Origin of the sequence: Candidatus Spongiisocius sp. (assembly GCF_965221825.1) — a bacterium.
Taxonomy (GTDB): domain Bacteria; phylum Actinomycetota; class Acidimicrobiia; order Spongiisociales; family Spongiisociaceae; genus Spongiisocius.
The window spans coordinates 918,402-944,997 of record NZ_OZ244917.1 but is presented as its reverse complement, the minus strand read 5'-3'; the positions used below and the strand labels follow the sequence as shown (position 1 = coordinate 944,997).

At 67.2% G+C, this 26,596-nt stretch carries 17 protein-coding genes; 10 read left to right on the top strand and 7 right to left on the bottom strand.

The features are described 5' to 3' along the window. Positions 1 to 328 precede the first annotated feature (328 nt). The 5 genes from ACOQPD_RS04395 to ACOQPD_RS04375 form a co-directional block, all read right to left on the bottom strand. Complete coding sequence (locus ACOQPD_RS04395; RefSeq protein WP_420613691.1) at positions 329 to 5,008, bottom strand: insulinase family protein; 4,680 nt, start codon at positions 5,006 to 5,008, stop codon at positions 329 to 331. Between the two features lie 267 nt (positions 5,009 to 5,275). Then, on the bottom strand, positions 5,276 to 6,691 hold the full coding sequence (locus tag ACOQPD_RS04390) for an amidohydrolase family protein (protein WP_420613690.1): 1,416 nt from the start codon (positions 6,689 to 6,691) through the stop codon (positions 5,276 to 5,278). 495 nt (positions 6,692 to 7,186) lie between these two features. Next, entirely contained in the window at positions 7,187 to 8,488 is a 1,302-nt protein-coding gene (locus ACOQPD_RS04385) for an MFS transporter (RefSeq protein ID WP_420613689.1), read from the bottom strand. A gap of 178 nt (positions 8,489 to 8,666) precedes the next feature. After that, positions 8,667 to 8,981, bottom strand: a complete 315-nt coding sequence (locus ACOQPD_RS04380) for a transcriptional regulator (protein ID WP_420613688.1) — start codon at positions 8,979 to 8,981, stop codon at positions 8,667 to 8,669. Next, on the bottom strand, positions 8,978 to 9,616 hold the full coding sequence (locus ACOQPD_RS04375) for a hypothetical protein (RefSeq protein ID WP_420613687.1): 639 nt from the start codon (positions 9,614 to 9,616) through the stop codon (positions 8,978 to 8,980). Before ACOQPD_RS04375 ends, ACOQPD_RS04380 begins: the two co-directional genes overlap by 4 nt. A gap of 213 nt (positions 9,617 to 9,829) precedes the next feature. Between ACOQPD_RS04375 and ACOQPD_RS04370 the strand changes: the two genes are divergently transcribed. The 10 genes from ACOQPD_RS04370 to dtd all read left to right on the top strand — a co-directional run bounded on the left by ACOQPD_RS04370 (position 9,830) and on the right by dtd (position 20,045). Continuing rightward, entirely contained in the window at positions 9,830 to 10,924 is a 1,095-nt protein-coding gene (locus ACOQPD_RS04370; RefSeq protein WP_420613686.1) for a nucleoside hydrolase, read from the top strand. A gap of 37 nt (positions 10,925 to 10,961) precedes the next feature. Beyond that, positions 10,962 to 12,014, top strand: coding sequence for an NAD(P)-dependent alcohol dehydrogenase (locus ACOQPD_RS04365; RefSeq protein WP_420613685.1), 1,053 nt, complete (start codon positions 10,962 to 10,964; stop codon positions 12,012 to 12,014). After that, entirely contained in the window at positions 12,014 to 13,006 is a 993-nt protein-coding gene (gene ilvC / locus ACOQPD_RS04360) for a ketol-acid reductoisomerase (protein ID WP_420613684.1), read from the top strand. Before ACOQPD_RS04365 ends, ilvC begins: the two co-directional genes overlap by 1 nt. A 162-nt stretch (positions 13,007 to 13,168) precedes the next feature. Next, positions 13,169 to 14,635: an ABC transporter substrate-binding protein gene (locus ACOQPD_RS04355; protein ID WP_420613683.1), complete on the top strand. Its 1,467-nt coding sequence runs from the start codon at positions 13,169 to 13,171 to the stop codon at positions 14,633 to 14,635. Between the two features lie 141 nt (positions 14,636 to 14,776). Further along, positions 14,777 to 15,679, top strand: a complete 903-nt coding sequence (locus ACOQPD_RS04350; RefSeq protein ID WP_420613682.1) for an ABC transporter permease — start codon at positions 14,777 to 14,779, stop codon at positions 15,677 to 15,679. Positions 15,680 to 15,682: 3 nt separating this feature from the next. Then, positions 15,683 to 16,561 (top strand): ABC transporter permease, encoded by an 879-nt coding sequence (locus tag ACOQPD_RS04345; RefSeq protein ID WP_420613681.1) that lies wholly within the window; start codon positions 15,683 to 15,685, stop codon positions 16,559 to 16,561. Then, a complete protein-coding gene (locus tag ACOQPD_RS04340; RefSeq protein ID WP_420613680.1) occupies positions 16,558 to 17,613 on the top strand; it encodes an ABC transporter ATP-binding protein in 1,056 nt (351 codons plus the stop codon). Before ACOQPD_RS04345 ends, ACOQPD_RS04340 begins: the two co-directional genes overlap by 4 nt. A gap of 8 nt (positions 17,614 to 17,621) precedes the next feature. Further along, entirely contained in the window at positions 17,622 to 18,827 is a 1,206-nt protein-coding gene (locus ACOQPD_RS04335; RefSeq protein ID WP_420613679.1) for an MFS transporter, read from the top strand. Next, a complete protein-coding gene (locus tag ACOQPD_RS04330) occupies positions 18,814 to 19,590 on the top strand; it encodes a hypothetical protein (RefSeq protein ID WP_420613678.1) in 777 nt (258 codons plus the stop codon). The genes ACOQPD_RS04335 and ACOQPD_RS04330 overlap by 14 nt, the downstream gene beginning before the upstream one ends. Beyond that, a complete protein-coding gene (gene dtd, locus ACOQPD_RS04325; protein WP_420613677.1) occupies positions 19,587 to 20,045 on the top strand; it encodes a D-aminoacyl-tRNA deacylase in 459 nt (152 codons plus the stop codon). The genes ACOQPD_RS04330 and dtd overlap by 4 nt, the downstream gene beginning before the upstream one ends. Before the next feature lie 425 nt (positions 20,046 to 20,470). On the opposite strand, the gene ACOQPD_RS04320 is transcribed toward dtd, so the two are convergent. Both ACOQPD_RS04320 and ACOQPD_RS04315 read right to left on the bottom strand, forming a co-directional pair. Further along, positions 20,471 to 23,563 (bottom strand): ATP-dependent helicase, encoded by a 3,093-nt coding sequence (locus ACOQPD_RS04320; protein ID WP_420613676.1) that lies wholly within the window; start codon positions 23,561 to 23,563, stop codon positions 20,471 to 20,473. After that, the gene (locus tag ACOQPD_RS04315) at positions 23,560 to 26,586 is read right to left on the bottom strand and encodes an ATP-dependent helicase (protein WP_420613675.1); all 3,027 of its coding nucleotides are present in this window, start codon (positions 26,584 to 26,586) and stop codon (positions 23,560 to 23,562) included. Before ACOQPD_RS04315 ends, ACOQPD_RS04320 begins: the two co-directional genes overlap by 4 nt. Positions 26,587 to 26,596: the final 10 nt, after the last annotated feature.

The window sequence follows — 26,596 nt, the reverse complement described above, 5'->3', positions numbered from 1 at the left end:
AACGCGAAAATCGCCGAAACGCCGCCTCCCCGGCGGGCCCATCCCCCAGCCACCACCTCCTTTGGTCCGTGCGCGTTCCGCTATCCCTGACGGGTCCGCTCCCGGATTGATCCCGGTTCCGGTTCCTTCGACGTCGAAAACAGGAAACCAGCGGTGTTTGTGACTGCCGGACAGTATGCGGCGGGCCTGTGACGTTTTCAACCCCCTTGTTTCGCGCACCGGGCCCACACCGCCCTCGACGGTGACAGGTCTCAGAACGCAGCGGACCGAAGACGGGGGAGGGGACACCAGGAGGGCGCGAGGTCTACGCCCTCCTGATGCAACAGTCCTAGCCGGCGTAGGAGACGGGTATGCGGACGATCTCGATCCGGTTCTCCGTGTCGAAGAGATCGGCGGCCAGCGCCTGCACGGTGGCTGCCGTCACCTTGGCGAGTTCCTCCAGGGAGCGTTCGGGCGTGAGCAGGTTGGCGTCGTCGGTGTAAAGCCGATTCGTGAGCACGCCGAGCAGCCTGGCATTGCTGGGCGTGTCGTAGTCAACGTGCGCCACGGCTAGTGCCTGATCGAGCTCCGCCGCGGTGGGTCCGTTGGCCACCAGGTCGGCCAGGATCGACAGGGTCCTGGCACGGGCGTCGTCGAAGCCAGCGGCGTCGGCGGTGAACACGATGTCCGAGTAGACCGTCGGCCGGGAAATCAGGGCAGGACTGATCGATACCTGCGTGATGTAGGAGGCACCCAACTCTTCCCGCACCAGCAGGGTGAGGCGGTTGTCCAGGATCACCCTGAGCACGTGGGCGTTGACCCGGAGTGTAGGAGTGACGGGAGTCTCGGTCTCGTGGGACATCTCCATCACCGCGCTCTCGTCCGCGCTGACCGGTATCTCGCGTCGCACCACACCGGTCGGGGCAGGCCTACGGCGGTCGACGTACGTATCGGACTCACCCGCAGGCAGCGTCCCGATGTAGTGGCGCGCAAGGCGCTCGACCACCTCTGGGTCGGTATCGCCCACCACCGCCACCACCATGTCGTCGACGTCGGCCAGGCGGCGCGTGTACATGTCCAGCAACGACTCGGCGGTCATCGAGGCGACCTGCTCCCGGGTAGCCACCGGCCGGTACCACTCGAGCCCGAAACGGGCGTCGTTGTACGCAACCCATGCCTGCCAGGCCGGGTTGACCTCGGCCAGTTGCGTGCGGATCGCCGCGCTGTTCACTGCTTGATCGAAGGCAAGGCTGTCCACCCTCGGAGCGGTGACCAGCAGGTGCATGAGCTGGAACAGCGTCTCGAGATCGTCGCGGCCTGCGCTGCCGTCGAAGCCCTCGGTCCTCTCGCCGATGGAAACGCTGAGCGACGCAGCTCTCTCGCCGAGGAAGCGGTCGATCTGCGACTTGGTGAGGTCGCCGAACCCGCTGCCCGCCACCGCCTCGACCGCTCTGGGCGAAAGGGCACGGGCGCCGGGCTCGAGGGTTGACCATCCGCCCAGACCTCTAGCCCGGAGACTCACTGTCGCCTCGACCGTGTCGGAGTACACGAACACCACCTTGGTCCCGTTGGCGAACTCCCACTCGTACCCGTCCAGCACGCCGGTCGGGCCGCTTGCCACCGGATCGACCGGATCGGGAAGAGGCAGCAACTCGTCGATGCCCTGCTCCACCGGCGGCGGCTCGCTGCGAGGGCGGGCCGCCCCGAAGGCGGCTTCCAGGTCGGCGGTAGTGGGCACGCTGGCCGGGTCGGGGCCGACCGCGATCACCAACGGTGCGGACCGCTCCATCATCCATCTGTAGCGGTCGGTGAGTTCCTCGGCCGTCACTCCCTCGAGCAGCGCCGTGAGCCGGTCGTAGCTCTCCTGTGGGGCACTGATGTCGCCGCCGAACAGGAAGTGCGAGATGTAGCTGTCCGCGTACGCCGGGTCGGTGATGGTGGCGGCGGTCTCCAGGCCGTGTTCCAGCGCCGTGACCATCTCGTCTCGCGCAATGGCCAGGTCGACGTCGGTGAAGCCGTACTCCTGGGCCGTCAGCAGCACCGAGTAGTAGGCGGCGGAGGCCGTGTCGAGGTTCTCCCCCTGCCAGTTGGTCCCGTAGAAACGCAGGAGGTTTCCGTGGGTGAAGGTGCTGAAGTCGGGCCGGTCCACCTGGGTCAGCTCACCCCTGTAGTAGGCATCCTCCAGGCGGTTCCGGACCATCCGTACGATGAGGTTCTCCAGCAGGCCCAGGCGTTGCCCGTCCACCGTTCCGGGCTCGGACGTGGGGATCGGGATGTCCAGGGAGATGTAGGAGAAGCCCTGCCCCTCGTCTGTGACCACATGGTACGAAGGCTCGGGGTCCGGCGTGACCTCGGGTAGCCAGAACGCCGGTGCACTGCCGGCCGGTATCGGCGCGAAATGCTCCTCCACCAGGGCTTGGAGGTCGTCGAGGGGGAGGTCACCCACCGCGACTATGGCCATGTTCGACGGGACGTACCACGTCTCGTAGAACGCTCTCAGGTCGGCTGCCGTGGTCGCTTCGACGGCTTCGAACGTGCCGCCCGGCCAGCGCCCCTCGTAGGGCGTTCCCTCCGTGTAGATACGATCGAACTGGGCGCCGACATACCCGTAGCTGTCCGCAACGCGGAACCGTAGTTCATCGAGCACCACACCCCGCTCGGCTACGACCGCCTCCGGGTCGATGGTGGCGGCGTGGGCCATCTGCGACAGCACGTGGAGCGCCGTGGCCACGTTCCCGGCACGATCGGCCGCCACGGTCAACTCGAAAACGGTCTGGTCGTAACCGACGTAGGCATTGGTGTCGGGGCCCAGTTCGGCGCCCAGACTTCGGATCGTCGCGTTCAGAGACTCGGCGGTATAGGCCTCAGTGCCCTCGAACAGCACGTGCTCCAAGAAGTGGGCGTGACCCTGGCCCGGTTCGGACTCGTTGGCCGACCCGGCCTTGACCACCAGCCGGAGCGTCACGCTCTTGCCGGGCCGATCGTTGTTGCGCAGGTAGTAGGTGAACCCGTTGTCGAGCGTGCCGACCAGCACAGCAGGGTCGATGGGCAACGTTTCCGGGTCGATCTGCAACACCCAGCCGATCGCAATCAGGTCGGGGTTGGTCAACGCCCTGCCGTCGGCCTGGACCACGCCTCTGTTGAGTTCGTAGATCTCGGGCCAGCGGTTCTCGTCGCCCAGGTAGGCCATCGCGATCTTGCGCAGCGTGTCACCGGGCTTCACGGTCACGGTCCGGGGTGCGGGTGCCTCCGGCTCGGCCACGGGTTCCGGTTCGGGTTCGAGGGCGACGATCCGTCCCCGTCCGCCGACCGGGTAGTCCTCGGCCGTGATCTTCCCGCCGAGGTCTGTGGAGATGTAGTTGGCCAGGGCCTGCTGGTAGCTGACACCCAGCTTGGTGAACTCGATGTCCGTGAGCGGGTAGCAGTCCCCGCCGCCGACCAGGAAGTCGATCGTGGCCAGAGCAACGGGATCACCGGGCACCACCTGTCCGCCGGCGACGATGACCGTCCCGTCGTCGAGCACCACCTCGCGCACCCGGCCGCCGGGATTGCCCGCCAGGGAGCAGTCCCCGTCCCGGGCGATCTCCCGAGCCGGAGCCGAGGGGTCGTAGCTGAGGGTGAACCCCGACACCTGGGCGAACTGGCCCCCGGCGCCCGGCAGGCGGTCCAGGGCCTGCTCCAGCAGCACGTGGAAGACGTCACGGGGCACCTCGCCCACCACAACGAAGTTGCGGAACGGGGCGATGTCCCAGGTGGTCCCCACAGTGATGTCACCCGGAGGGATCACCGAGTCGTTGCGCATGCCTCCGCCGTTCTGGATCGCCACATCAGGCACGGGGCTTCCGAACTCTTCGGCCAGGTTGGTGGCGGCCGCCCGCAGCGCGTCGGCCATCAGGTTGCCCTCGTTGGTCGCCACCGTCCGCACCATCGCCCTGCGGCCGTCCAACTCCACCTCGCTGATGCCGATCACCTCGGAGCTGATGAGCGCGACGGCCGCGGTGAGCGGTTCGATCACGCCGGCCTGCACCACTGGATCGGGCTCCAAATCGAAGCCGACCCCTACGGAGCGGCCCTCGGCTGCGGTGACGTTGCCGCCCGCATCGAAGGTCACGTTGAGCTCCCCGATGCAGCGGTAACCACCGGGGGCGGTGACGACCGGCACCATCGTCCCCGTCGAGTCCTCGACCATGATCGGGTAGGGCGCCACGGCATCCGCGCCCGGCAGGCAGGTGTCACCATCGTTTCGCAGCAGGTCGTCGCCGCCCCCGGCTATGACCACATCCACGCCGGAGAGGCTCGCCACGAGTTCGATCTCCTCCGCGACGTCCTGGAGGTGGCTGACGAGGACGATCTTGTTGACTCCGTCAGCCGCCAGGGCCTCCACGGCGGCCCGGACGGCGGGCAGCACCGGCGAGACGACCACGTTGCGGGGACTCGATATGTTTGGCAGCATCGGCGTGACCGCACCGACGACTCCGACCCTCGCACCGCCGGTGACGATCACCGTGCTGGGGGCGATCAGGCCCTCGTCGACCAGTGCCTGCAACTCCGGCTCGGCCGAGAAGTCCAGGTTGGCCGACAGGAACGGGATAGCCGGATCGAAGCCCGTGATGAACCGGGCGGTGACCTCCGGGCCCATATCGAAGTCGTGGTTGCCCAGCGCCATGGCGTCGTAGACGCCGCTCAGGGCGACCGAGTCGTACAGCGGGCCGTCCCGCGCCAGCGAGACGCCGAACTCCTGGGAGGCGAGGAAGTTGTCACCCGAGGTGAGTGTCACCACACCGTCACCGGACGCGCCGGACTGAAGCTGTTTCATGAGCGCCACGAAGCGGGCCACACCCGGATCCGAACCCTCGTCGGGCAGGAGCTTCGACTCGCCGTCGTTGTTGTGGAGGATGGTGAGGACGAAGGCGTCGTCCCCTTCCGTGTCCTGCGCGCCTGCCGAGACCGGAACCGAGACCAGAATCCCGACCAGCATCGCCAGCACGCCATAGAACGCCAACGGACTCCTGCGCCGCCAACTCGTCATACTCACTCCTTTGCCCTTCTCACCTGGTGTTTGGGGTCACCGGGCGTGGCGTCCAAATCGCGAAGGGAACATCGAAACCATGGCCCCCAACCTGCGGCACGCAGATTGAGTCTTCGGTTGGGGAGTCCCACCCAAGGGAGCCGTCGTTTCGTGACCCAATGCGGCTCTGGAGCCCGGAGATCCGGGCGCCTTGGCCGCGCCCGTGACATTACCGGGTGGGGCCGACAAGTTCACAACCCTTCGGGCACATCGGCCGCGACTTCGAGGCTACCGGCTCTCGTAGTCGGGGTACTTCCTGACGGTTACCGGTTCTCCGGCTGCCTTCCGGGCCCGGTACCACGACTCGAAGCCGGCCATCCACTCGTCGGAATGGGCGATGATGGCCTCTTCGTCGAGGAACGTGAACTCTCCGCCGCGCAGCAGGAACCTCCCGTCGACCATCGTGTCCTCGACCAGGGTTCCCGCGCACTTGGTGACGATCCAGTAGAGGAGATTCCCCGCGTTTAGGGGGTACAGCGTGGTGTTCCTATGCAGGTTCACCGTGATGATGTCCGCCCGCTTGCCGGCCTCGATCGTCCCGATGCGGTCCCCGAGCCGCTGGGCCTTGGCACTTCCGATCGTGGCCAACTCGATAGGCACCCAGGGCTCGAACTGCCCTTCGTGGTCCGCCGGGATGATGGCGTTGACGAGATACGCCGTGTAGATGTTGTCGAACAGGTTGCCGGCCGGCATGTCCGTGCCGAGGCCGAGCGTGACTCCGGCCGCCCGCAATGCGGGGACGTCGGCAACCGAGCCATGGTACGTCGCGTTCGACTGCGGGTTGTGCGATATGGCAACCCCGGCCTCGGCGAATATCTCCGCTTCGGCCCGGTTCACCTGGTCGCAATGGAAGAACAATGTGCGTTCCTGGAGGATGCCCCTGTCCTGGAGGTAGCCGACGGTTCCACCCCAAGCGGCGAACTGGGCGTCCGAGAGGTGGCGATCCTCGATGCTCTCGAGCAGGTGGGTAGCGAATCCCACGTCATAGCGCTCGGCCAGTTCCATACACCCGAGCAGCAACCGTTCCGAGCACGAATACAAGGTGTGGGGGTGGACCGCGACCTGGATCCGCCCGTCCTCGGCGTTGTGGTAGTTCTGTATAACTTCCTCGGTCAGGGCAAGGTATCCGTCATCGTCGAGACCGTCACCCATGAGGACGTTGCTGACCGTCTGGGGATGCATGATGAGCCGCATCCCCGAGTCGACGCCGGCGCGAAAGGTCCCGTGGGGGAACGGGAAGGCGCTGGTGACGGTGGTGGTGCCGTGCTTGATGGCGTTGCACATGGCGAGCAAGGTCATGTCGTAGGTGCTCTCGTCAGAAGCCCACGTGTAGGCGGGCCAGATGAACTTCTCGAGGCATTCCGATATGCCGCTGAATTCGAGCGAGGACGGGTCGATGCCCGGAAGCAGGTTGAAGGCGTAGTTGGCCAGATGGTTGTGGCTGTCGATCAGCCCCGCCATCACCAGCCTCTCGCTGCAGTCCACCACCTCGCCGCCCTGCCTGACGACATCGTCCTTCGGCGAGTCCTCGGGTCCGCCCACCGAGTGGATGACCGGTCCGTCGACCAGCACCCAGCCGTTCTCGATGATGCCCTCCGGGTCGGGTGTGGCGATCAGGAACCGGCAATTGTCGAACAAGATCATTACAGGACCTCCATACCGAACCAGCAACGCAGCCGGGACCCCGCACTGCCAGAGCATCGCGCAACGCCGCTACCGGATCGGAGTGTACTGACGCGTGGGTAGGCGTCCCTGGTGTCCGGCATCGTGATTCGTCGGGTTGGTGAACCTTGCGGGTGGCCCGTCGACCGCTTCGGGCCAGGTGGATCGGGTATTGCGCCAGCCGCGGACCGTTGGCCGGCGACAAGGGGGTTGAAAGTGTCACACCCTTGCTATAGGTTGTTGGATATCGCAATTACCAGCGGCTCCGAGGTCGACCGGGCCGTGTGAGGGATCAAATCGTTCGAGGCAGCCCCACCCGGGGTGGGGCGGGACGCGCCTCGGACCAAGGTGGTGGCGGTGGGGGAGGGCCCAGCGGGCGGCACCGGGTCGCCGCGAATTTCGCGGTCTCTCCCGAGCCAGGATCTCGCACGAGGACTGATTAGGCGCCTATATCGAACACCTTTCTGGCTTCATTCGTCAGCGGGCGTCCTTGGATTGGGGACGGGATGGCGACGGTCGAACCGGCTCGGTGATCCACAGAGCGCCCAGGCCGGTCGCCAGCGGGATGGCAATGAGCCACCAAGCCGCCTCCGCGTAACCCCCGGTGCCGGCGGCGAGCAATGCAACGGTCACGGGCCCGGCGGCTGACGCTGCCACCATGATCAGCATGGAGACGCCCTGGATTCCTCCGATGTGGGTGAGGCCGAACCAGCGGGGCAACAACGTGGGGACGAGCGGGAAATGCGCTCCGCCACCGGCGCCGAGGAGGATCGTGTAGACGAACACCCGCCAGCCCGGTTCGAGGTTCCCGACCATCACCAGGGCGCATGTCAGGAGGAGCATCGCGGCGGCCAGCAGCACCCGGGCGGGGAGGCGGTCGGCTAGGGCCCCCACCGCGAGGCCGGCAGCGATCATGCCCGTGATCTGGGGCACGAACATCGCTGCGGCCTCGGTCGCTGACAGGCCGGCTCCGGTCAGGATCGAGATCTGGTGGAAGTTGAGCCCGGTGGCCACCATGGCGGATGTGGCGACAACGCAGGACATGAGAACGAACCTGGGTTGGGTGATGGCCTGGCCTCGCGTGAAAGCGATGCGGGCGGCTGCGGCGCCTCCGAAGGCTGTGGAGGCTGCGGACGCAGGTCGCTTGTCTCCGTCGGGCAACTGACCGACATCGGAAGGGCGGTCGACGATGCCGAAGTGCCCGATGGGTATGACCACGAGCCAGACGGCGGCTGCGGCCAGCAGCCATGCGGTACGGATGCCGTAGGCCGCCACGGCCAGTCCCAGGATCAGGGGAGTGAGGCTCATCAGGCCGCTGACGGACGGGGATGTCAACCCGAACACCCGACCGCGCCTGCGTTCGAACCAGTGGGTGATCGACAATGAACTCACCAGCGTGAGGGCCCCCTGGCCGAGCCAGCGGATGAGGGTGAATCCGATCGCCAGGGTCACGAAGCCCTGGACACCTGCCATGACCACCAGGCCGAGACCGAACGCCAGCCCGATCCATCTCATGGCCCGCCGCGTCCCGACACGGTCGATCCAGCCACCCACCGGCAACAGGGCAATAGCGCCCGCGAGGGTGCCGATCAGGTAGGCCGCCGACACTTCGGATCGGCTGAGTCCCAACTCCGCGATCAACGGATCGATCGAGACCGACACCCCGATGGTCTGGCCGGGCCCGGTCATGGCCGCGGTGATAACCGCGAGCCCGGCGATCCGCCAGCCGAGGAATCGCTCGGCGGGTCGGCCGGCACCGGATGGGGGATCAGAGGACATTCAAACCTTCGGGTAAGAGGGATGCGCAACCGGTTTAGTAGGTCGTCCCACCAAATCCCAAGCCGAAGGCCGTGTCGCGACTCGCGAACGAGTGCATTGCGCCGCGTCTCGGACCACACGATCCGCACGGCGCTTTGTAGCCCGTGCCCTTCTGTAATGGCTTACCGGCCGGTAATGCTCAGGGCGGCGGGCGCCAGTTGAGGGCCTTTTCCAGGTTGGTCAGGTAGATGGCGAACGCCTGGCGTCCGGCCGGGGTGGCGTGTACCCAGGTGCGGGGTTTGGAGTTATGGGACTCCTTGGTGATGGCCAGGAATCCGGCGGCTTCTAGCTTGCGCAGGTGGGTGGTCAGGTTCCCGCCCGTTAGGTGGAGGGTCTTGCGGATGAACCCGTAGGCGAGGCGGTCGTTGTCGGGTTGGCCTACCAGCATCGACATGATCCGGAGCCGGGTGGCCTGGTGGATGGTCTCGTCGAGGACCACCGCCTCGCCTGTCAAAGCACTCCGCTCCTGCGAATCCATGCCCAGCACACGCCTACCACGACCAGAATTGCCGCCGCGGAGACCGCCGCCGAGGCGGGATACTCCACCAGGTAGGCGGGGATGTAGAAGGCCATCGCCAAGCCGAGGCCCACGACCGCCAGGACCGGACGCACCATGATGCCGAACAGGACGAATCCGAGCGTCACGATGCCGATGGCGACGTAGGGGATCCTGGTCGCGTCCTCGCCTCCCGTCCACAAACCTGCCGCCGCAGGGATGAGAAGGGTCGCCACGACGATCGCCAGCCAGAAGAGGAACACCCTGATCCCTGCGCTTCTCATGACGGTCCCGACCGCGATCTTCCGCGAGGCCCGGTTCCCGATGATTGCGCTTCCCGTCATCCCGGCGACGACTAGCACCCCCCATAGGGGCCCGGGATACCAGGGGCGATCGGCCGCGAAGTCGGATGCGAGCGTGTGGACGGCGTACTGGGAGGCGAAGCCCATCGCGACTATCGCTCCCCAGAGGAGCAGGATCGTCGCTGTCCCGGCCAAATACATGGAGTTGCGCGTCCGGTCCAGGGTTTGGTGGATGGTGTTCCAACCCTCCTCGGGCGTAAGCGCCGCCGTCCCTGCGTCAGGTCTTTCCATGATGAGCCTCCCTCACCGGGTAGAGTCGGTCATCCACTCGGTTTGCGTCACAAACCACTATAGGCGGATCTGGTTTGTAGCGCAAACCATCGGACAGGGAGCCCGGCAAGATAGGCTCTCTGTCCCACTCAGGGCGGAATCGAGGGCTTCGCTTCGGGTGTAGATTGTGGGCCATCCGGATTCTGAGGCCGGTTCGACTGCGGAAGGTGCTTGATGACCTCGTTCCCAACCGTCAGCGACGAGCGGCGGCTCGAGATGTTCGCCGACCGTCCCGGGCCGGCCCGGGTTCTCATCGATACCGATACCGCCAACGAGATAGATGACCAGTTCGCCCTCGCCTGGGCGTTGCTCTCACCCGACCGCATCGATATCGAGGCCATCGTCGCCGAGCCGTTCGGGCACCTCCATATGCGAGAGGAGCTGGTGGCCGAGGTGGAGGCCCTCCGGACCGGCACCCCCACCGGCGAGGTGGAGAACAAGTACGGCGCGTGGGCTCGCCACCTGGTCGCCCAGGGGATCGGGCCCGAAGACCTGCAACTGGTGGGTCCGGCCGAGGGCATGGAGGAGTCGTACGAGGAGATCCACCGGGTGCTCGGCAAGTTGGGCATCTCCGGGGACGGCCTGGTTTTCAGGGGCTCCGACCAGTACATGCCGGCGGCGGATGTTCCGGTCGAGAGCGAGGGTGCTCACCGCATCATCGAGGCGGCCCTGGCCGATGACGAGCGGGTGTTACATGTCGTGGCCATCGGGTGCGTCACCAACATCACCTCGGCGCTGCTGATGGCGCCCGAGATCGCCTCCCGCATGGTGGTCAACTGGACGTCCGGGTATCCCACCTGGGTCGATCTCGACAACACTCCTTCGCTGAACCTGGTGCAGGATCGCCATGCCTCCCGGCTCCTCTTCTCCTCGGGCGTGCCCCTGGTCTACCTCCCCGGCTACCACATCGGCGCCCAGCTGAACTTCTCGCATCCGGAGGCGGAGGCCTGGATCAAGGGCAAGGGCGAGATCGGCGACTACCTCTACCACCTCTACAAGCACAATCCCATCTGGGTCCAGCGTGGAGTCGAGCAGTTCCCGGGACAGTCCTGGGTGGTCTGGGACCTGATCAACATCGCCTGGTTGATAGACCGCACCTGGGTGCCGACCCGGACCACCAGGACTCCCCACCTAGACGACGACCTGGTCTGGCAGGCACGACCCGACGGGCCGGTCATGCTGGAGGCGGTGGCCATCCACCGGGACGCCATCTTCCATGATCTGATCGTCAAGCTGGACGATCAGGACCGCATCCTGGCGTCGCGGTGACCCGGATAAGCCTCGAGGTGCAAGGAGCCGAGGACGCATGAGAGCCGCATGCCTGCTTCCTGGAGGGGGTATCGAGATCAGGGACCGGCCTGCCCCGTCCCCCGGTCCTGGGCAGGTCCTGGTTGCGCCCGGTCTGGTGGGCATCTGCGGCTCCGATCTCCACTATTACAAGGACGGACGGATCGGTTCCTGGCGGGTCCGGCGCCCGCACGTTCTGGGTCACGAGTTCGCCGGCATCGTCACGGGACTCGGTGAGGGGGTTGACAACACCCGGATGGGCGATCACATAGCGGTGGAGCCCATCGTGCCCTGCCAGGCCTGCGACTCGTGCCGGCGGGGCGTCTACAACCTCTGTCCCCGCATGCGGTTCACCGGCTCGCCCCACACCGACGGCGCCCTCCAGGACCTGGTGGCGGTGCCCGCGCGCGGCGCTCATGCCCTCCCGGACGGGATGGACTCCGGCCTCGGCGCCCTGGTGGAGCCGACCTCCATAGCGGTCCACTCGGTGCGGCGCGGCGAGGTGCGACCGGGCGAGACGGTGCTGATCATCGGGGCCGGCCCGATCGGCCTGCTGATACTCGCTGTGGCGCGGGCCTACGGCGCCGGCGCCGTGCATTCCACCGATCTGGATGGCGGGCGGCTGGCCCTGGCGGGGGATTTGGGCGCCACCACCACGGTGAACGTCGGGGGGCTGGAGCCCCAGGAGGTCCTCGAGCGGACCGAACCCCAGGGCGCGGATGTGGTCTTCGAGGCGGTGGGGAGCCCGCGCACCCTCGAGACAGCTTTGCGCCTGGTCCGGCCCGGCGGGCGGGTTGTGGCCGTGGGGGTCAACACCGAGGAGCGCATCCCGTTCAACCTATTGCTGGCCCAGTCCATGGAGGCGACCGTCATACCCGTCTACTTGGGCCGCGACGCCTTCCCAGAGGCCATTTCCCTCCTGGCATCGGGCCGGATCGACGGGACGAAGCTCATCAGCCATCGCTTCCCCCTCGAGCGGGCCTCCGAGGCGATGGATACCGCCCTGAGCGGGTTCTCCGGCGCCGTCAAGGTCATGATCGAGGTCGCCGGCGCAGAGGGAAAGGAGCGCTGATGGCCCGCATGTACTTCGAGGACCACTCCGACCTGCGCCATGTGGCCGGCCAGACCGTATGCATAGTCGGGTACGGCAACCAGGGCCGCTCCCAGGCCCTCAACATGCGTGACAGCGGCATGAACGTCGTCGTGGGGAGCCGCCGGGACGAGTCCTTCGATGCCGCCCGCCAGGACGGCTTCGAGGTGCAACCGGTCGGCGCGGCGGTGGCGCGGTCCGACGTCACCTTCCTCCTGGTCCCGGATGAGGTCATGCCCCAGGTCTTCGACCGGGACATCGCACCGAATCTCGAAGCGGGCAACATGGTGGTGTTCGCCAGCGGTTACAACATCGCCTTCGACCTGATCGAGCCTCCGGCCGATGTGGACGTGGTGATGATCGCTCCCCGCATGATCGGAGCGGGCGTTCGGGACACCTACCTGAGCGGGGAGGGGTTCCCGAGCCTCATCGCCGTCCATCAGGCCGCCACAGGCACCGCCCTCGAGCGGATGCTGGCCCTCTGCGAGGGGATCGGGTCCACTCGGATGGGTGTGATCGAATCCAGTTTCCTCGAGGAGGCAACCGTTGACCTGTTCGCCGAGCAGGTGGGATTCCTCTACGCGGTGCGGCGGTACTGCGAGGTCCTGGTGGAGGCCGGATGCAGCCCCGAGGTGGCGATGCTGGAGTTCTACGCCTCGGGCGAGGGGATCGAGACCGCCAAGGCCTACCGCGATATTGGGCTCTGGGACCAGATCACGCTACATTCCCGTACCAGCCAGTACGGGCAGGAGGTGACCGCCCGGCTATCTCCCGAGGAGGAGGAAGCCGAGAGGTCTCGCCTAAGAGCGATCATTTCCCGTATCCAGGACGGTTCGTTCGCCCGGGAGTGGGCGGCGGAGCAGGGGGCTGGGTTCCCCGAGTTCGACCGGGTGAGGGAGTTGAACATGGCCCACGAGTTGAGGGCGGCGGAGCGGCGGCTGTACGAAGTGCTGGGCCGCATACCCTCGGGCTGACCTGGAGTCGAGCGGGATTGGTCGCGGACAAGTTGTTGACGATGGATGGAGCACGTAGCGGCGGGAAGCCGTAGAGTAGAGATCCGGGCCCACCAACCGGTGCTTCCAGTCCGAGATCGGATGGGTTATCGGCCCGGTACAAAAAGCATAACAAGCCGGTCTATGCGAGGGAATACGAGCATAAAGAAACTGATACGCCTCGGTGCATTGCTGTCGGTCATCGCTCTGGTGGCCGCGGCCTGCGGGAGCGAGGACGCCACACCGGAAACGGTCGTAGTCACATCGATCGTGACCGAGGAAGTGGTCGTGACCGAGGAAGTGGTCGTGACCGAAGAGGTCGTGGTCACGTCGATCGTGACCGAGGAAGTCGAAGTGGTCGTGACCGAGGAAGTGGTCGTCACCGAGACGGTCGAGGTCGAGGTTCCGGTCGAGGCCGAGCCGATGGGACCGTCCGGAGCGGGTCTTCTGGACCTGGATGACTCCCGGCTGGCCGGCATGTCATGGGACGAGATCGTGGCCGAGGCCGAAGGCACCCGCCTCAACTGGTTCATGTGGGGTGGGAGCGCGGTCATCAACGCCTACATCAACGGCTGGGTCAAGGACCAGGCGAAGGAGCGCTACGGGATCGACCTGAACCAGGTACACATCACCGACACCGTCAACGCGGTGGACACGGTTATCAGCGAGACCGAGGCCGGTGAGTTCGCCAGCGGCTCCGTGGACATGATCTGGATCAACGGCGAGAACTTCAAGACGATGAAGAACGCCGGTCTGCTGTTCTGCGGCTACTGGGACATCATGCCCAGCATGGCCAACGTGGACCAGCAAGCAGGACCCATCGCCTTCGACTTCGGTACCCCGGTGGACGAGTGCGAGGTCCCGTGGAACCAGGCCCAGTCGGCGGTGTTCTACAACAGCGCCCTGGTGCCCAATCCCCCGGCCGACATGGACGCCCTGCTGGCCCAGGCCTGCGAGAGCCCGGGAACCTTCACCTACCCGGCCCCGCCGGACTTCACCGGCAGCGTGTTCGTGCGCCACGTGTTCTACAACGAGGCGGACAAGATCCTGCCCGGCGGGCACTCCGACATGATCGGGATCCCCTTCGACCAGGCGCTCTACGACCAGGTGGCGCCTGCCACGTGGGCGACCCTCAACGCGGTCGAGTCCTGCCTGTGGCGCGGTGGAGAGACCTACCCGGTGGACCAGCCTGCCCTTGAGCAGCTGTACGCCAACCAGGAGGTCAGCCACTTCCTGGCCTACGGACCGGCGTCGGCCGGCTCCAAGGTGGACAGTGGCCTGTTCCCCGAGTCGACCCGCACGTACGGCCTGAACAGCGGCCAGATCGGTAACACCAACTTCGTGACCATCCCCTACAACTCGCCCAACAAGGCGGCGGCGTTGGTGGTGGCGGACCTGTTGCTGAGCATCGACGGCCAGCTGGAGAAGGCATATCCCGACGTCTGGGGTCAGATCAACGTGCTGAACTCGGCGTCGCAGTCGCACTTCGCTGACGTGCCTCGGCATCCGTCGGTGGTCGATCCCGGAGCGATCAGTTCTCTGGGTGAGCTCCTCGGCGACTGGGTACCGGCCATCGAGGAAGGCTGGAACGCGAACGTAGCCCAGCAATAACGAGCGGTTCGGAGACAGGGGGGCCGGCGGTGGTAACGCCTCGCCGGCCCCCCGTCCCGCCCGAACCCGGATACCAACCGTCCCCTGACGTGGAGCGAGAAAGCGCGCCGTGCATCATGGAGCATGAAATGGCCGAAGCCGGTGTCTAGGACACGTCGGCTGAGCCGTACGAGCCTGTCGGAGAAGGCCGCGCAGCGGCTCACGATCACGCTGCTCCTGGCACCTGCCATCGTGGTGATCCTGCTCCTGTTCATGGGGGGCCTGATCACCGGCTTCCTGCGCAGCCTGGGTTATTTCCCTCTGATCGGACTGAACGACTTCAACTTCGCCGCCTACACCACGATCTTCACCGACAACGGGTTCATCCGCAGCTTCATCCTCACCTTCCACATCGCCTTCACCTCCACCTTCATCGCCAGCATCCTGGCGGTGGCCTCCGCGATGCTCCTCCGGCCCGCCTTCCGGGGGAAGCGCTTCGTCCAGTTCATCTTCTCCCTCAACCTCACCATTCCCCACCTGGTGGGGGCGGTGGGCGTTCTCTACCTTTTCTCCGGTAGCGGCCTCGTCTCCCGGCTGGCCACAGGGGCCGGCCTGATAGACAGCCCGGCGGGTTTCCCGGCCATGGTCAACGATCCCTGGGCGATCGGCATCATCATCCAGTACGTGTGGAAGGAGATCCCGTTCATAGGGGTGATCGTCCTGGCGATCCTTCTGTCGGTGGGCGAGGACTACGAGTCGGTGGCCCGTTCGCTGGGCGCCAACCGATGGCAGGCTTTCCGTAACGTGACTCTGCCATTGATCATGCCCGGAGTGGTGTCGGCTTCGGTGATCGTCTTCGCCTTTACGTTCGGCGCCTTCGAGATCCCGTGGTTGCTCGGATCAACCTTCCCCAAGGCCCTTCCGGTGCTGGCATTCGAGAGCTACACCGATGTCGATCTGGCGGCCCGGCCGCAGGCCATGGCGATGGCGATGGTCATCGCGGTGATGAGCAGTCTGATGATCCTGGCGTACATGAAGGTGTCACGCCGGTACGTGCGGAGTTAGGTGATGGCTGACACTCGGACCGAGCCCACCGGCGCCGGGGCGGGCGATGTGGCTCCGGAAGCCCCGGAGCGCCGCTTCAGCTGGCGGATCACCGGCCGGTGGGTGGGGATCACCGGCCTGCTGGCTCTCCTGGTGGCGCCCATAGTTCCCCTGTTCATCTGGTCGATCAGTTTCCGGTGGTTCTATCCGGCCATCCTTCCCACCGAGTACAGCGCCCGCGCCTGGACCGAGGTGATCACGCCTCACAATGACGTGCTCGGCGTGGCGTGGAACACCGCCCTCATCGCGCTGGTGGTGACGGTCTTTTCCATCCTGCTGGGGGTCCCGGCCGGCCGGGCCTTGGGTCTGTACGAGTTCCGGGGCAAGCGGCTGGTGGAGTGGATGATCCTGGCCCCGATAATCGTCCCGGGGCTGGCGGTGGTACTCGGCATCCACGTGCTGTTCATCAGGGCTGGCCTGTCCAACAGCATCCCCGGTGTCATCCTGGTGCACCTGGTGCCAACCCTCCCGTACATGACGCTCGTGATGTCAGGGGTGTTCGCCAACTACGACACCGATTTCGAGTTGCAGGCGCGCTCTCTGGGGGCGAGCCGATGGGCCACCCAGCTACACATCACGTTGCCGGCCATCTTCCCGGGCGTGGTGGTGGGAGCCCTGTTCGCGTTCATAATCTCGTGGAGCCAGTACGTGCTGACGTTGCTCATCGGGGGCGGGCAGGTACAGACCCTGCCGCTGCTGCTGTTCGGATTCGTTCGCTCGGACCCGGCCATAGCCGGCGCTCTGAGCGTGGTCTTCATCCTGCCGGCGGTGCTCGTCCTGCTACTGAGTTCCCGCTACCTGTCCGGAGACAACGCAGCCGTAGGAGGTATCGGAAACATATGACCCAGGTAACCCTCAGCGGGCTGACCAAGATTTTCGACGAGAAGTCGCCTCCGGCGGTCGATCAACTCGATCTGGAGATCGAGTCCGGCAAGCTCACCGCTCTCCTCGGGCCGTCCGGATGCGGCAAGACCACCACCATGAAGATGATCGCCGGGCTCCTCCGGCCCACCTCGGGCGACATCACTTTCAACGGAGAATCGATCCTGAGCATCCCGCCCGAGGATCGGGGAGCGGTGATGGTGTTCCAGAACTACCTGCTGTTCCCGTACATGACCATCGCCGAGAACATCGGCTTCGGCCTCAAGATGCGGAAGGTGGACCGCAAGGAGATCCGTACGCGGGTGACCGACATGCTGGACCTGGTGCAGCTTCCGGGTTTCGAGGACCGCAAGCCCCGGCAACTCTCCGGTGGACAGCAACAGCGGATCGCCCTGGCCAGGGCGCTCATAGTCCAACCGAACGTCCTGCTGCTGGACGAGCCCCTCAGCAACCTCGATGCGCATCTCCGGGATGAGATGCGGGAGTTGATCCGGCGCATCCAGACCGAGATGGCGATCACCACGGTCTTCGTCACCCACGACCAGGAGGAAGCGGTGGTGCTGGCCGACCGGATCGCGCTGCTGTTCGACGGGCGGCTACAGCAGTTCGACGTTCCGGACGCCTTCTTCGAGTCGCCGCAGAGCATCGACATCGCCAAGTTCTTCGGCGGAACCAACTTCATCCCTGGCCATTACGAGGGCGGAGAGATAACCACCGCCATCGGCCGGTTCCGGGCGCCGCGGTCGGCGGTGGACGGCGGTGATGCGGTGCTCAGCATCCGCCCGGAGGCGGTGACGCTGGGCTCTGACGGAGGCAATTCGGTGATGGGGCGGATCAGGTCGCACGTGTACGTCGGGCGGTATGAGCGGTTCCGGGTCGCTCTGGGCGACATCGAGGTCGAGGCCATCACGGACCCTGCACAGGTGAAGCTGTTCAATGACGGGGACGAGGTGCCGGTCAGGTTCGACTCCAACAAGATCTGGGTGATCGGGCCGGCCTCCTCCCAGCCGTAGGCGGTCGGTTGCTCCCCACCCCGGCGGCGACCCGTTGGGGCCTCGTCGCGTCGGGATGGTCGGTCTACGCCCTCTACTACCTGGGGAGGGTCAACTTCTCGGTGGCGGTGCCCCGGCTCCAGGATGAGGCGGGCCTGTCCGCCACCGAGATCGGGGCCCTGGCGGCCGGGTTCTTCTGGGTCTACTCGCTATCCGCAGTTCCGGTAGGCCGCCTGGCGGATCGCTTCGGGGCCAGGACGCTGGTAGGTCTCGGGCTGGTCGGCAGCGGGCTGGTCAACGCGGCGTTCGTGCTCGGATCCGGGGACTTCCGGCTGGCGCTGGTGATCTGGTCGGCCAACGGCATATTCCAGGCCATGGGATGGACTCCGCTGGTGGGCGCGCTGGGTCGGTGGGTGGAGGCAGGCCGGTCAGCTCGGGTGATCGCCTCCTTCGGTTCATGCTTCGTGGCCGGCACAGCCCTTACATTCGCGCTCGGCGGGTTCATCATCGAACGGAGCGGGGCGGACGCGGTGTTCGTTGCCGCCTTCCTGGTGCTCGTGCCGGTCGGGATCGTCTGGTGGATCGGGGTGCGGGATCCGGTCCCCGAGGCCTCCCCGGTTGGACGGACCTCCGGATCCATGACCGCGGCCATATGGCTGCTGCCGCCGGCAGCCGCCATCGGGGTGGCCTACGTGGCGCTCATCGTCTGGACTCCGGCCTACTTCGTGGAGGTCCACGGCGTGTCGGTGGGCCGGGCCGGGCTCCTGTCGTCGATGATGCCGGCCGCTTCGATCGGCGTGACCATCGCGCTGGGCCGCTGGTTCCGGGTCGCGGATATCCGAGGGGCGGCTCTCCGGGGCGGGACGGTCCTCCTGCTGACCGCCGTGGCGCTGGCGACGATTTCCGGGGCTGGCGGTCTCGGAAGCGGCTTCGCGACGGTGGCCGCCGCAACCGCCCTGGTAGGGGCCTCTTCCTCCGTCGTGATGGGGTTGTATCCCCGGGTCGGCTCCACCAGCGGAGTGAGCCTGACCTCCGGGGTGTTCGCCCTGGCATTTAACCTCGGGGGAGGTGCGGGGTCGCCCTTGATGGGCAGGTTGGTCGGCCAGGACCGTTGGGACGCCGCCTTCCTGTTCCTGGCCGGATCGGTGCTCATCGGCGCCTTGTGGTCCTACGGTTGGTATGCGAGGGCGCGACCTCGGCAAGTACGGGAAGGAGTTTCCGATGGCCCGGCATAGGGCGGTCATGGACCTCGGTCGTGACGAGTGGATGGCCGCGCTCGGCATCGCGGAGGCCGACATTCCCCATGCCGTGATTCTGGAGGGCTCCTGGTGGAGGGAGCAGCGTACCGCCTGGCGGCTCAGCCGGCTTGAGGATGTGCGCGAGCTGGCCTTCCCCGACATGTTCCTCGGCTACCGGCGGGGGAGACCGGTGGTCTATTCCTGCGTGTACGGGGCGCCCCGCGCCGTGGAGCCGGCCCACCTGTTCGGGCTGCTGGGAACGCCGCGCATGGTGATGATCGGAACCTGTGGCGCCCTTCACGCCGGGCTGTCCACGGGCGACGTGGTGGTTCCGTCGGTTGCGGTGGCTCGGGAGGGCGTGGCCCGCCTGTACGCGGCCTCGGGGACGGTAGACGCCGATCCTGGCCTCACCGGGCTGGGGCGCCGCCGGCTCATGGAACGGAACATCAGGGCGGCCGACTCGTTGCACCTGTCCTGGGTTTCGATCTTCGCCCAGAGCGGAGCGATGGTGGCCGAGTGGCGGGACCGCGGCTACGGGTCGGTGGACATGGAGGCGGCGACTCTCTACGCCGTGGCACGGTATTTCGGTTTCGCCGCAACCGCCCTGCTGGTGGTGTGGGATCAACTCGACCAGGACCGGAGCTTCCTGGATCCGCTCGCCGAGGCGCAGCAGGCCCGGTTGGACGCCGCCAACGAGGCCGTCTTCGATGTGGCCCTGTCGATCGGGCTGGATGCCGGCCCGAGAGAGAGGGCGCGGTGAAGGCACTCGTCCAGCGGGTGGATCATGCGTCGGTGTCGGTCGATGGCGAGGTGATCGGGCAGATCGGGGAGGGGCTCCTGGCCCTGGTGGGCGCCGGTCGGGCCGACACCAGCGCCGATACGGAGGCGCTGGCCCGCAAGGTTGTGGGGCTCCGCATCTTCCCCGACGAGGATGGCCGGTTCAACCGGTCTCTGATCGACGTCGATGGCGCCATGCTGGTGGTCAGCCAGTTCACTCTGTATGCCGATGTCCGCCGGGGCCGACGCCCCAGCTTCACGGAGGCGGCTCGCCCCGAGCAGGCCAATCGTCTGGTGGACGAGTTCGTGGCGGCGGTGAAAGCCCTGGGAGTCGAGGAGGTGGCGACCGGACGGTTCGGCGCCATGATGGAGGTGGACCTCCGCAACAACGGACCGTTCACGCTGATGGTCGAAACCGCAGGGGGCAGGGTCGTCTAGCCATCGGATGGGTTCGCCGCCGCCCATCAGCGAACCTGAGGCACAGGACGTCACTACGGTGTTGTGTGCCTCAAGAAACTCAGATCGCGAAAATCGCAGCAAGCGGGCTTCGCCCGCCGGGCCCTGCCCCCGCCTCCACCACCTTGGTTGGAGCGTGGTCGGCCATGCCCGGCTGGATGCCGGGGTTCGGCGGTCGCTCCATGAGCTGTCATGTTCCCTGGGCCGGCCGTTCCGATCGGTCTCGCCTCATCGGCCGGCGTTGGTGCTTGGCAATAGGCAACGTATGGCGGGGGTGTGACAGAAACCGACCCTGGACCGCAGAACGCGAAAATCCTCGGTAGTTGCCGTGGTCTGGTCGATAGGGGGAAGTTGTGCCTACCGGTAGGCCCTTCCGGAGACTGATGTGGGGGACGACGGGGCTGCTCCTACTGGTCGGTGGAGAGGTGGGCTTGGCCGGGATCGCAGAATGACACGAAGTCGCAGGAGCGGCAGGCATCGGTCGGGGTAGGCGCGAACCGCTCGGAGCGGATACTGTCGACCAGTTCCATAACCCGCTCCTCGGCCCGGTCCATCCAGGGGCCATCCGCCTCCTGGCTCACTATGTCGAGTCCGTCGCCGAGGTAGACGAAAGACACCTTCAGCGACTCCGGTGGGGTGGTGCCCAGCCCGGACCGGCGCGCGGCCAGCGCGTAGGCCTGCAGCTGGACCTGGCTCGAGGACTGGTTGGAACGTCGACCTGACTTGAAGTCGACTATCTCCCAACCGCTCCGGTCACCGTAGACGGCGTCGATCCGGCCCCGGATCCGCACCGAGTCCGACATCCGGAGCTCGAACGGCGCCTCGACGTGGACGGGGGTGCGGTCGGCGTAGGGCGACTTCAGGAATGCGCTCCAGCCCCGGCGCGTGCCATCCGGCGACGCGGTGTCTTCGTCGGGGGTGCGGTCGTAAAGGTGCGGATCGAGGTCGTCGAAGGGGACCATGCCCCGGTTATGCAGCTCGATGCGGCGATGCAGCTCGACTCCGCGGCGGGCGGCGGGTCCAGGGCGGCGTGGAAGCCGGTCCACCTCGGACCAGTAATACCTCTTCGGGCACCCAGCGTATGTGACCAGGCCGGTCACGCTGATGACGACCGGCCCCGGTTCGGGTTCGTGCCCGGCCGGATCGGTGAGGGACAGCAACACCCCCTGGAACTCTTCCATAGCCTGATCGTAGAGGTCTTCGACCCCGAGCCCGCGGGCCCTCCGGGATGCCCAATCCGGATTGGATACGATCTCGTGGAGCGCCCCTTCCCAGGTCGTTCCCAGCACCGGGTCCGGCCCCGCCTCCGGGATCGGGAACCGCAGACCTGCCGGTCGGGGAGGAGGCTCGGGCATCCACTGACCGACCGTCATGCCCTCGGCGCGGCGGGCGATCTCGATGAGTGCGCCGGGCCGCGAAGGCCGTTTGTGCGGCTCAGGTGATCCGTACCAATGAGCCCCGCTCAGGTAGAGGTGCTGCTCGGCGCGGGTGACCGCCACGTAGGCCAGGCGCCATTCCTGGTCGTAGTGGCGGCGGCGGAGCCAGTCCCGTCGAGTCCCGTCGTCGAGCGCCGGGTCGAGGTTGGCGCGGAACTCGGGATCGATGCGGAGGTGGGCGGGCACAGATGCGTCGATCCTGGACGGGTCGGCATACGCCCGGGGCCGGGCCGGGAAGTTGGACTCGTACAGTGCCGGAAGGAAGACGGCCTTCCATTCCAGCCCCTTCGCGCGGTGGACCGTCGAGAGCGTGACCGCGTCCTCGTCGGCGAGCCGGGCGGTGTCGAGTCCGTCGCCCGGATCGTCCCCGATCGTCTCCAGATGATCCAGGAACGCCCTCAACGAGAAGGATCCTTCGAGCGGCTGCCAGTGTTCGGCGAAGTCGAGGAAGCGGTGCACGTTGAGGCGGGCCGAGAGGTCGGAAGGCGTGGGCATGGCCTCGATCTCCTGCCACGCCCCGGTCCTGGCCAGGATCGATCGAGCCAGTCCGGACGGCCCGGCGCCTTGCGCCTCGACAAGGAGCGATCGGTACATGTCCCGGAAGCGCTCCAGGCGGCCCCTTACCTCCGGGGGCAGGTCCAGGGTACCGAGTTGTTCCAGTGCCTCGACGAGGATGAACTCCATGCCGTCGGTGTGGCGGTTCCGGGAGGCCACCCAGCGGGAGAGGGGCGCCAGGTCGCCCAGACCCAGGCGGTAGCCCGTGCCCGTCAGGACCCGCACCAGAGCCGGGCTGTCGGCCGGGTCGTCCAGCAGGCGGAGCCAGGCGTGCAGCTCGACCACCTCCGGGACCTTGAGCAAGCCGCCCAGGTCCGTGACCTGAAGGGGGACGTCGTGCTCTTCGAGGGCCTGGCGCACCAGGTCGATGTTCGCGTTCCGGCGGAACAGCACCGCCATGTCCGACCATTCGATCCCGGAGTCATGGCGACGCCGCAACTCCCGGGCGATCTCCTCGGCCTCGTCCCGGGCGTTGCCGAACCAGGAGACCTGCACCGAGCCGGGAGGCTTACCGTCCACGGCCATAAGGTCGTCGGCCGGGTCGGAACCGGTGATCCGGGCCCTGACCCGGTTGGCCAGATCGAGGATGCGCTGTCCCGAGCGGCGGTTCACGGACAGCCGGAGGGTGCGCGACTCCGACCCGTCGGCTTCCGGGAAGCTGGTGGGGAAGTGTCCGAAGTTGGAAGGGCTGGCGCCCCGCCACTCGTAGATGGTCTGGTCGAGGTCGCCCACTGCGGTTACCGCCCGGCCGGTCCCGAAGAGCGTCGAGAAGAGTTCTCGCTGGGCAGGGTTGGTGTCCTGGTACTCGTCCAGCAGCACGCACCGGTACTGCGACCGGACCCGGTCCACCACGCCCCGATGGTCGGGGTGCCGGACCAGATCCACCGCCAGATGGATGAGGTCGCCGAAGTCCCGCACCCCCAGGCGTCTCTTGGCGTCCTCGAACATGACGAGGGCGGTGGCCAGCTCGGCGCGGCGGGCGTCGACCTCGTCGACCGGATCCGCGGCGAGGATGTCCTCGGGACGGAGCAGGTTGTCGGACAGCTCGCCGGCCAGCTTGACCAGCTTGCGGACCACGTTCGGCACGTGCGTGGCGTCCACGAGCCGGAATGGGGTGGTGAGGACGCACCGGTGGAGGATCTGGCGGCCGGCCGCCGGCGTGATGATGCGGGTGCCCCGGTCCATTCCGACCAGCGCTCCGTAGGTACCCAGCAGGTGGGCGGCGAACCCGTGGTAGGTGAAGACATCGATCGCCTGCTCCGGCCGCATGCCTGGGAGCGATGAGAGCTCGGGGATTGACCGGATCCGGCCCGCCAGTTCGGCGGCTGCCTTGTTGGTGAAGGTCACCCCCAGAATCTCGTCCGGCCGGATGCCGTGACGCTCCATGAGAGCGGCCATGCGGCGGACCAGCGTGAAGGTCTTGCCGGTGCCCGCCCCGGCGGTCACGCGTAGCGGTCGCAATCCGTAGTCGATGACCGCCTGTTGCTGGGCCGAGGGGCGGGGGGTCATCGGCGGTAGGCCTCCTGACCCTCGGCCCACGCCGGGCACACCAGCCGGACGTCGCAGTTCCTGCAGACCGAGCCGGGACGGGGCTTCCAGTCCTCCTCGTGGATCAGGCGGGCGATCTCCTCCAGGCGGTGCCTGATCTCAGCCTCCCGGTCCGCGCCGAAGCTGCGTACCGTGACCTTTTTGGCCGGAGCGTGCGGGTACCAGAACTCGGCGCCGGTGACCGGCCCGTGCTCGGCGATCGCCGGGTCGGCGTTGGAGGCCAGGTAGTAGAAGCCCAGCTGGAGGGAGTTGCGGGCCTCCTCGTTGGTGGGCGGCGATTTTCCGGTCTTGTAGTCGACAACCCGCAGGGTGCTGTCGGGATTCCGCTCGATCCGGTCGATCCGCCCCAGCCAACTGGCCCCGCCCAGCTCCAGCCTCACCCGGTGCTCCAGAAACACGGGCCTGCCGGTGGGCTGTGGCCAGGCGGTGTAGAGCTTTTCCAGCAACTCCCGCGCCCGGCGCAGCCATGCGTGTCGCAGGGACTCGGTTTCGAAGTCCTGGCGGCTCATCTCCGACTCCAGGAGGGTTAGGGCCTCTTCGAGGGTGGAGGGGCGGTCCTCCCTCGCCGCCCACCGCTCGGCCTTTTCGAGCACCGTGTGGATGAGGGCGCCGAAGGCCAGGTAGGGGCCACCGCCGGCGCCCACCTCGAGCAGACGTACCAGGGCGAACCGCCGGGGGCATCTGTCGTAGCCCTGGGCATCGCTGGGGGATAACCGCCTACGACCCCGGACGATGCCGCGGTCGGCTCCCTCCCGGCGAACGGCGGAGTAGCTCTGCGGCGGGCGGATGCCGGGGCGGGAGGTGGTGGCCAGCACCGTGGCGGCGGCAAGGCGTCGGTGGCCATGCTCGGCGGGATCGACCAGGATGCGCCTCAACCAGGTCTCCGCCTCTCGGGGCGTGACGGGCCTGACCGCAGCGGCGCCGGCGCCCGCGATGTCCACTCCCGGCCCCGCGATCACCTCCAGGAAACGGCTGGGCCGGTGGTGAGCCTCGCCGGAGCCGGCGTTGGTGGCGGTCAAGACCACGCGCCGGTACGCCCGGGTCATGCCGGTGTAGAGAAGGCGGGTTTCCTCCTGCAGGCGCCGCGTGATCGACCGGTCCGGGGCCGGCTCGGGTCGGGTACCTCGGGCGGATGACGGGAGGGGATCGAGATGCTCGACCTGGAGCAGGGATCGGTGGCGGCTCAGGTCGGGCAGGACTCCCTCGACCGCGTCGGCGATGAACACCACGTCGAACTCGAGGCCCTTCGTCTGGTGGATGGTGGTCAGAACCATCCGATCCTCGGTGGGATCGCGATAGCTGAGCAGCGGGCTGGCCTCGAAGTCATCGGACTCGACCAGGCGGATGTAGTCGATCAGAGTGATGCTCGGATCGCGATCGGCCACCCTCGCGAGGGCCTGGGCAAGGCTCGCCCAGGCCGCCCGGAACTCGCCGCGTTCCGGATCGTTGACGAAAGGTCTTAGCTGGGGGAGCCGGGCCCAGGCGTGCCAGAAGCCCTCGATGGCGGTCCGGTGGATCCAGGAGGGATCGTCCAGCAGGCCGGCGAGCTCCTCCCCTCCCTCCACATGGGCCCGGATGGCCTCAGACCATTCCATGTCCAGCAGCCTCCGGTTCCGCTCGACCGCCCGCAGGCGGCCGACGCTGAAGTTGAACAGGGGACCCAGCAACACCCTCCTGATCGGGCCGCTGCCGGTGGACGGGCCGGAGCCCGAGTCGAGGGCGGCTCGGGCCAGATCGAGGAAGACGCGGGCGGCCGGGTGGTCGGCGAGGCGCATGTCGGGACGCTCGTGGGGGATCGACCGTTGCTCCAGGGCTCGCGATAGCTCCCGGAGGAGGCGCCGTTTGGTCCGGACCAGTACCGCCATGCGGTGGAAGGGGATCTCCTGCTCGACCCGGAGGCGGGTGGCCTGGGCGGCGATCCATTCCGCTTCGGCGGACTCCTGGTCGAACACGCGGATCTCGACCCTCCCGGGTCCGGCGGCGGCCTCCACCGGACCTGCCGCACCGGGAAGGTCCACCCCGAACGTGAGCCGTTCGGCGGCGCGCAGTATCTCGACCGGGGTACGGAAGGATGTGGACAGCACCCAGCGGCGTACCGGATGCTCGTCCGTGAGGAGGAAGTCCTCGGCGAAGCGCTGGACATTGCCCAGGTCGGCCCCGCGAAACCCGTATATGGACTGGTAGGGGTCGGCCGCCACGGTGAGGTTACGTTCCGGACCGACCAGCCACCTCAGCAGCACCGCCTGGGCCCTGGTGGTGTCCTGGTACTCGTCCACCAGCACGTACCGGTAAGGCCGGACCCCCGACTCCTCGTGCGGCCGGTCGGCCAGCACCTGGATCGCCCTGGACATCAGGGTTCCGTAGTCGATGCGGCCCCGGCGGTCCAGCTCGGAGTCGTAGCGGGCGATGAAGCCGGGCAGAGCACGCCAGTCGCTGCGCTCCCGAGCGATCCGGGCCAGGTCGGCGTGGTCGAGCAACTGTTCCCGGGCACGCAGGATGAAGTCGGTCACCTCGTGAGCGAGGGTCCTGCTGTCCAGGAGCCGGCGGAAGGGAACAGGCCAGTTGCCGGCCGGGTCGCCGGCGAGCAGTTCCGAGACCAGGTCCACCTGCTCGGGACCGGTCAGGATGGAGGGGAGCGAGTCCCACCCGAGCACGTCATGGGCGTGCCGCTCGAGCAGGCGGTAGGCGAGGGAGTGGAACGTGGACGCGCCCACGCCTCCGTCCGGGCCGGCAACGGCGCGGTGGAGCCGGTCCCCGAAACCCGCCGCCGCCCGGCGGGAGAAGGTGACGGCCAGGACGGCCGAGCTCGGGACACCACGCTGGTCGATCAGATGGGCGACCCGGCGCACCAGGAACTCGGTCTTTCCGGCGCCCGGACCTGCCACGACCAGCTGGGGACCGTCGGTCGCGGTGACCGCAGCGTCCCAGTCCTCGGGACGGAGCCGCCGCTCGGCGAACCGGGCCGTGCCCGCGCCCGGAATCACGCCATCCTGA

Bases quoted from the DNA above. Each gene is read 5' to 3' on its own strand.
- ACOQPD_RS04340 (WP_420613680.1), top strand. From the start codon at position 16,558: ATGACCCAGGTAACCCTCAGCGGGCTGACCAAGATTTTCGACGAGAAG.
- ACOQPD_RS04375 (WP_420613687.1), bottom strand. From the start codon at position 9,616: ATGGAAAGACCTGACGCAGGGACGGCGGCGCTTACGCCCGAGGAGGGT.
- ACOQPD_RS04390 (WP_420613690.1), bottom strand. From the start codon at position 6,691: ATGATCTTGTTCGACAATTGCCGGTTCCTGATCGCCACACCCGACCCG.
- ACOQPD_RS04355 (WP_420613683.1), top strand. From the start codon at position 13,169: ATGCGAGGGAATACGAGCATAAAGAAACTGATACGCCTCGGTGCATTG.
- ACOQPD_RS04365 (WP_420613685.1), top strand. From the start codon at position 10,962: ATGAGAGCCGCATGCCTGCTTCCTGGAGGGGGTATCGAGATCAGGGAC.
- ACOQPD_RS04345 (WP_420613681.1), top strand. From the start codon at position 15,683: ATGGCTGACACTCGGACCGAGCCCACCGGCGCCGGGGCGGGCGATGTG.
- ACOQPD_RS04330 (WP_420613678.1), top strand. From the start codon at position 18,814: ATGGCCCGGCATAGGGCGGTCATGGACCTCGGTCGTGACGAGTGGATG.
- ACOQPD_RS04385 (WP_420613689.1), bottom strand. From the start codon at position 8,488: ATGTCCTCTGATCCCCCATCCGGTGCCGGCCGACCCGCCGAGCGATTC.
- ACOQPD_RS04320 (WP_420613676.1), bottom strand. From the start codon at position 23,563: ATGACCCCCCGCCCCTCGGCCCAGCAACAGGCGGTCATCGACTACGGA.
- ACOQPD_RS04370 (WP_420613686.1), top strand. From the start codon at position 9,830: ATGACCTCGTTCCCAACCGTCAGCGACGAGCGGCGGCTCGAGATGTTC.
- ilvC (WP_420613684.1), top strand. From the start codon at position 12,014: ATGGCCCGCATGTACTTCGAGGACCACTCCGACCTGCGCCATGTGGCC.
- ACOQPD_RS04395 (WP_420613691.1), bottom strand. From the start codon at position 5,008: ATGACGAGTTGGCGGCGCAGGAGTCCGTTGGCGTTCTATGGCGTGCTG.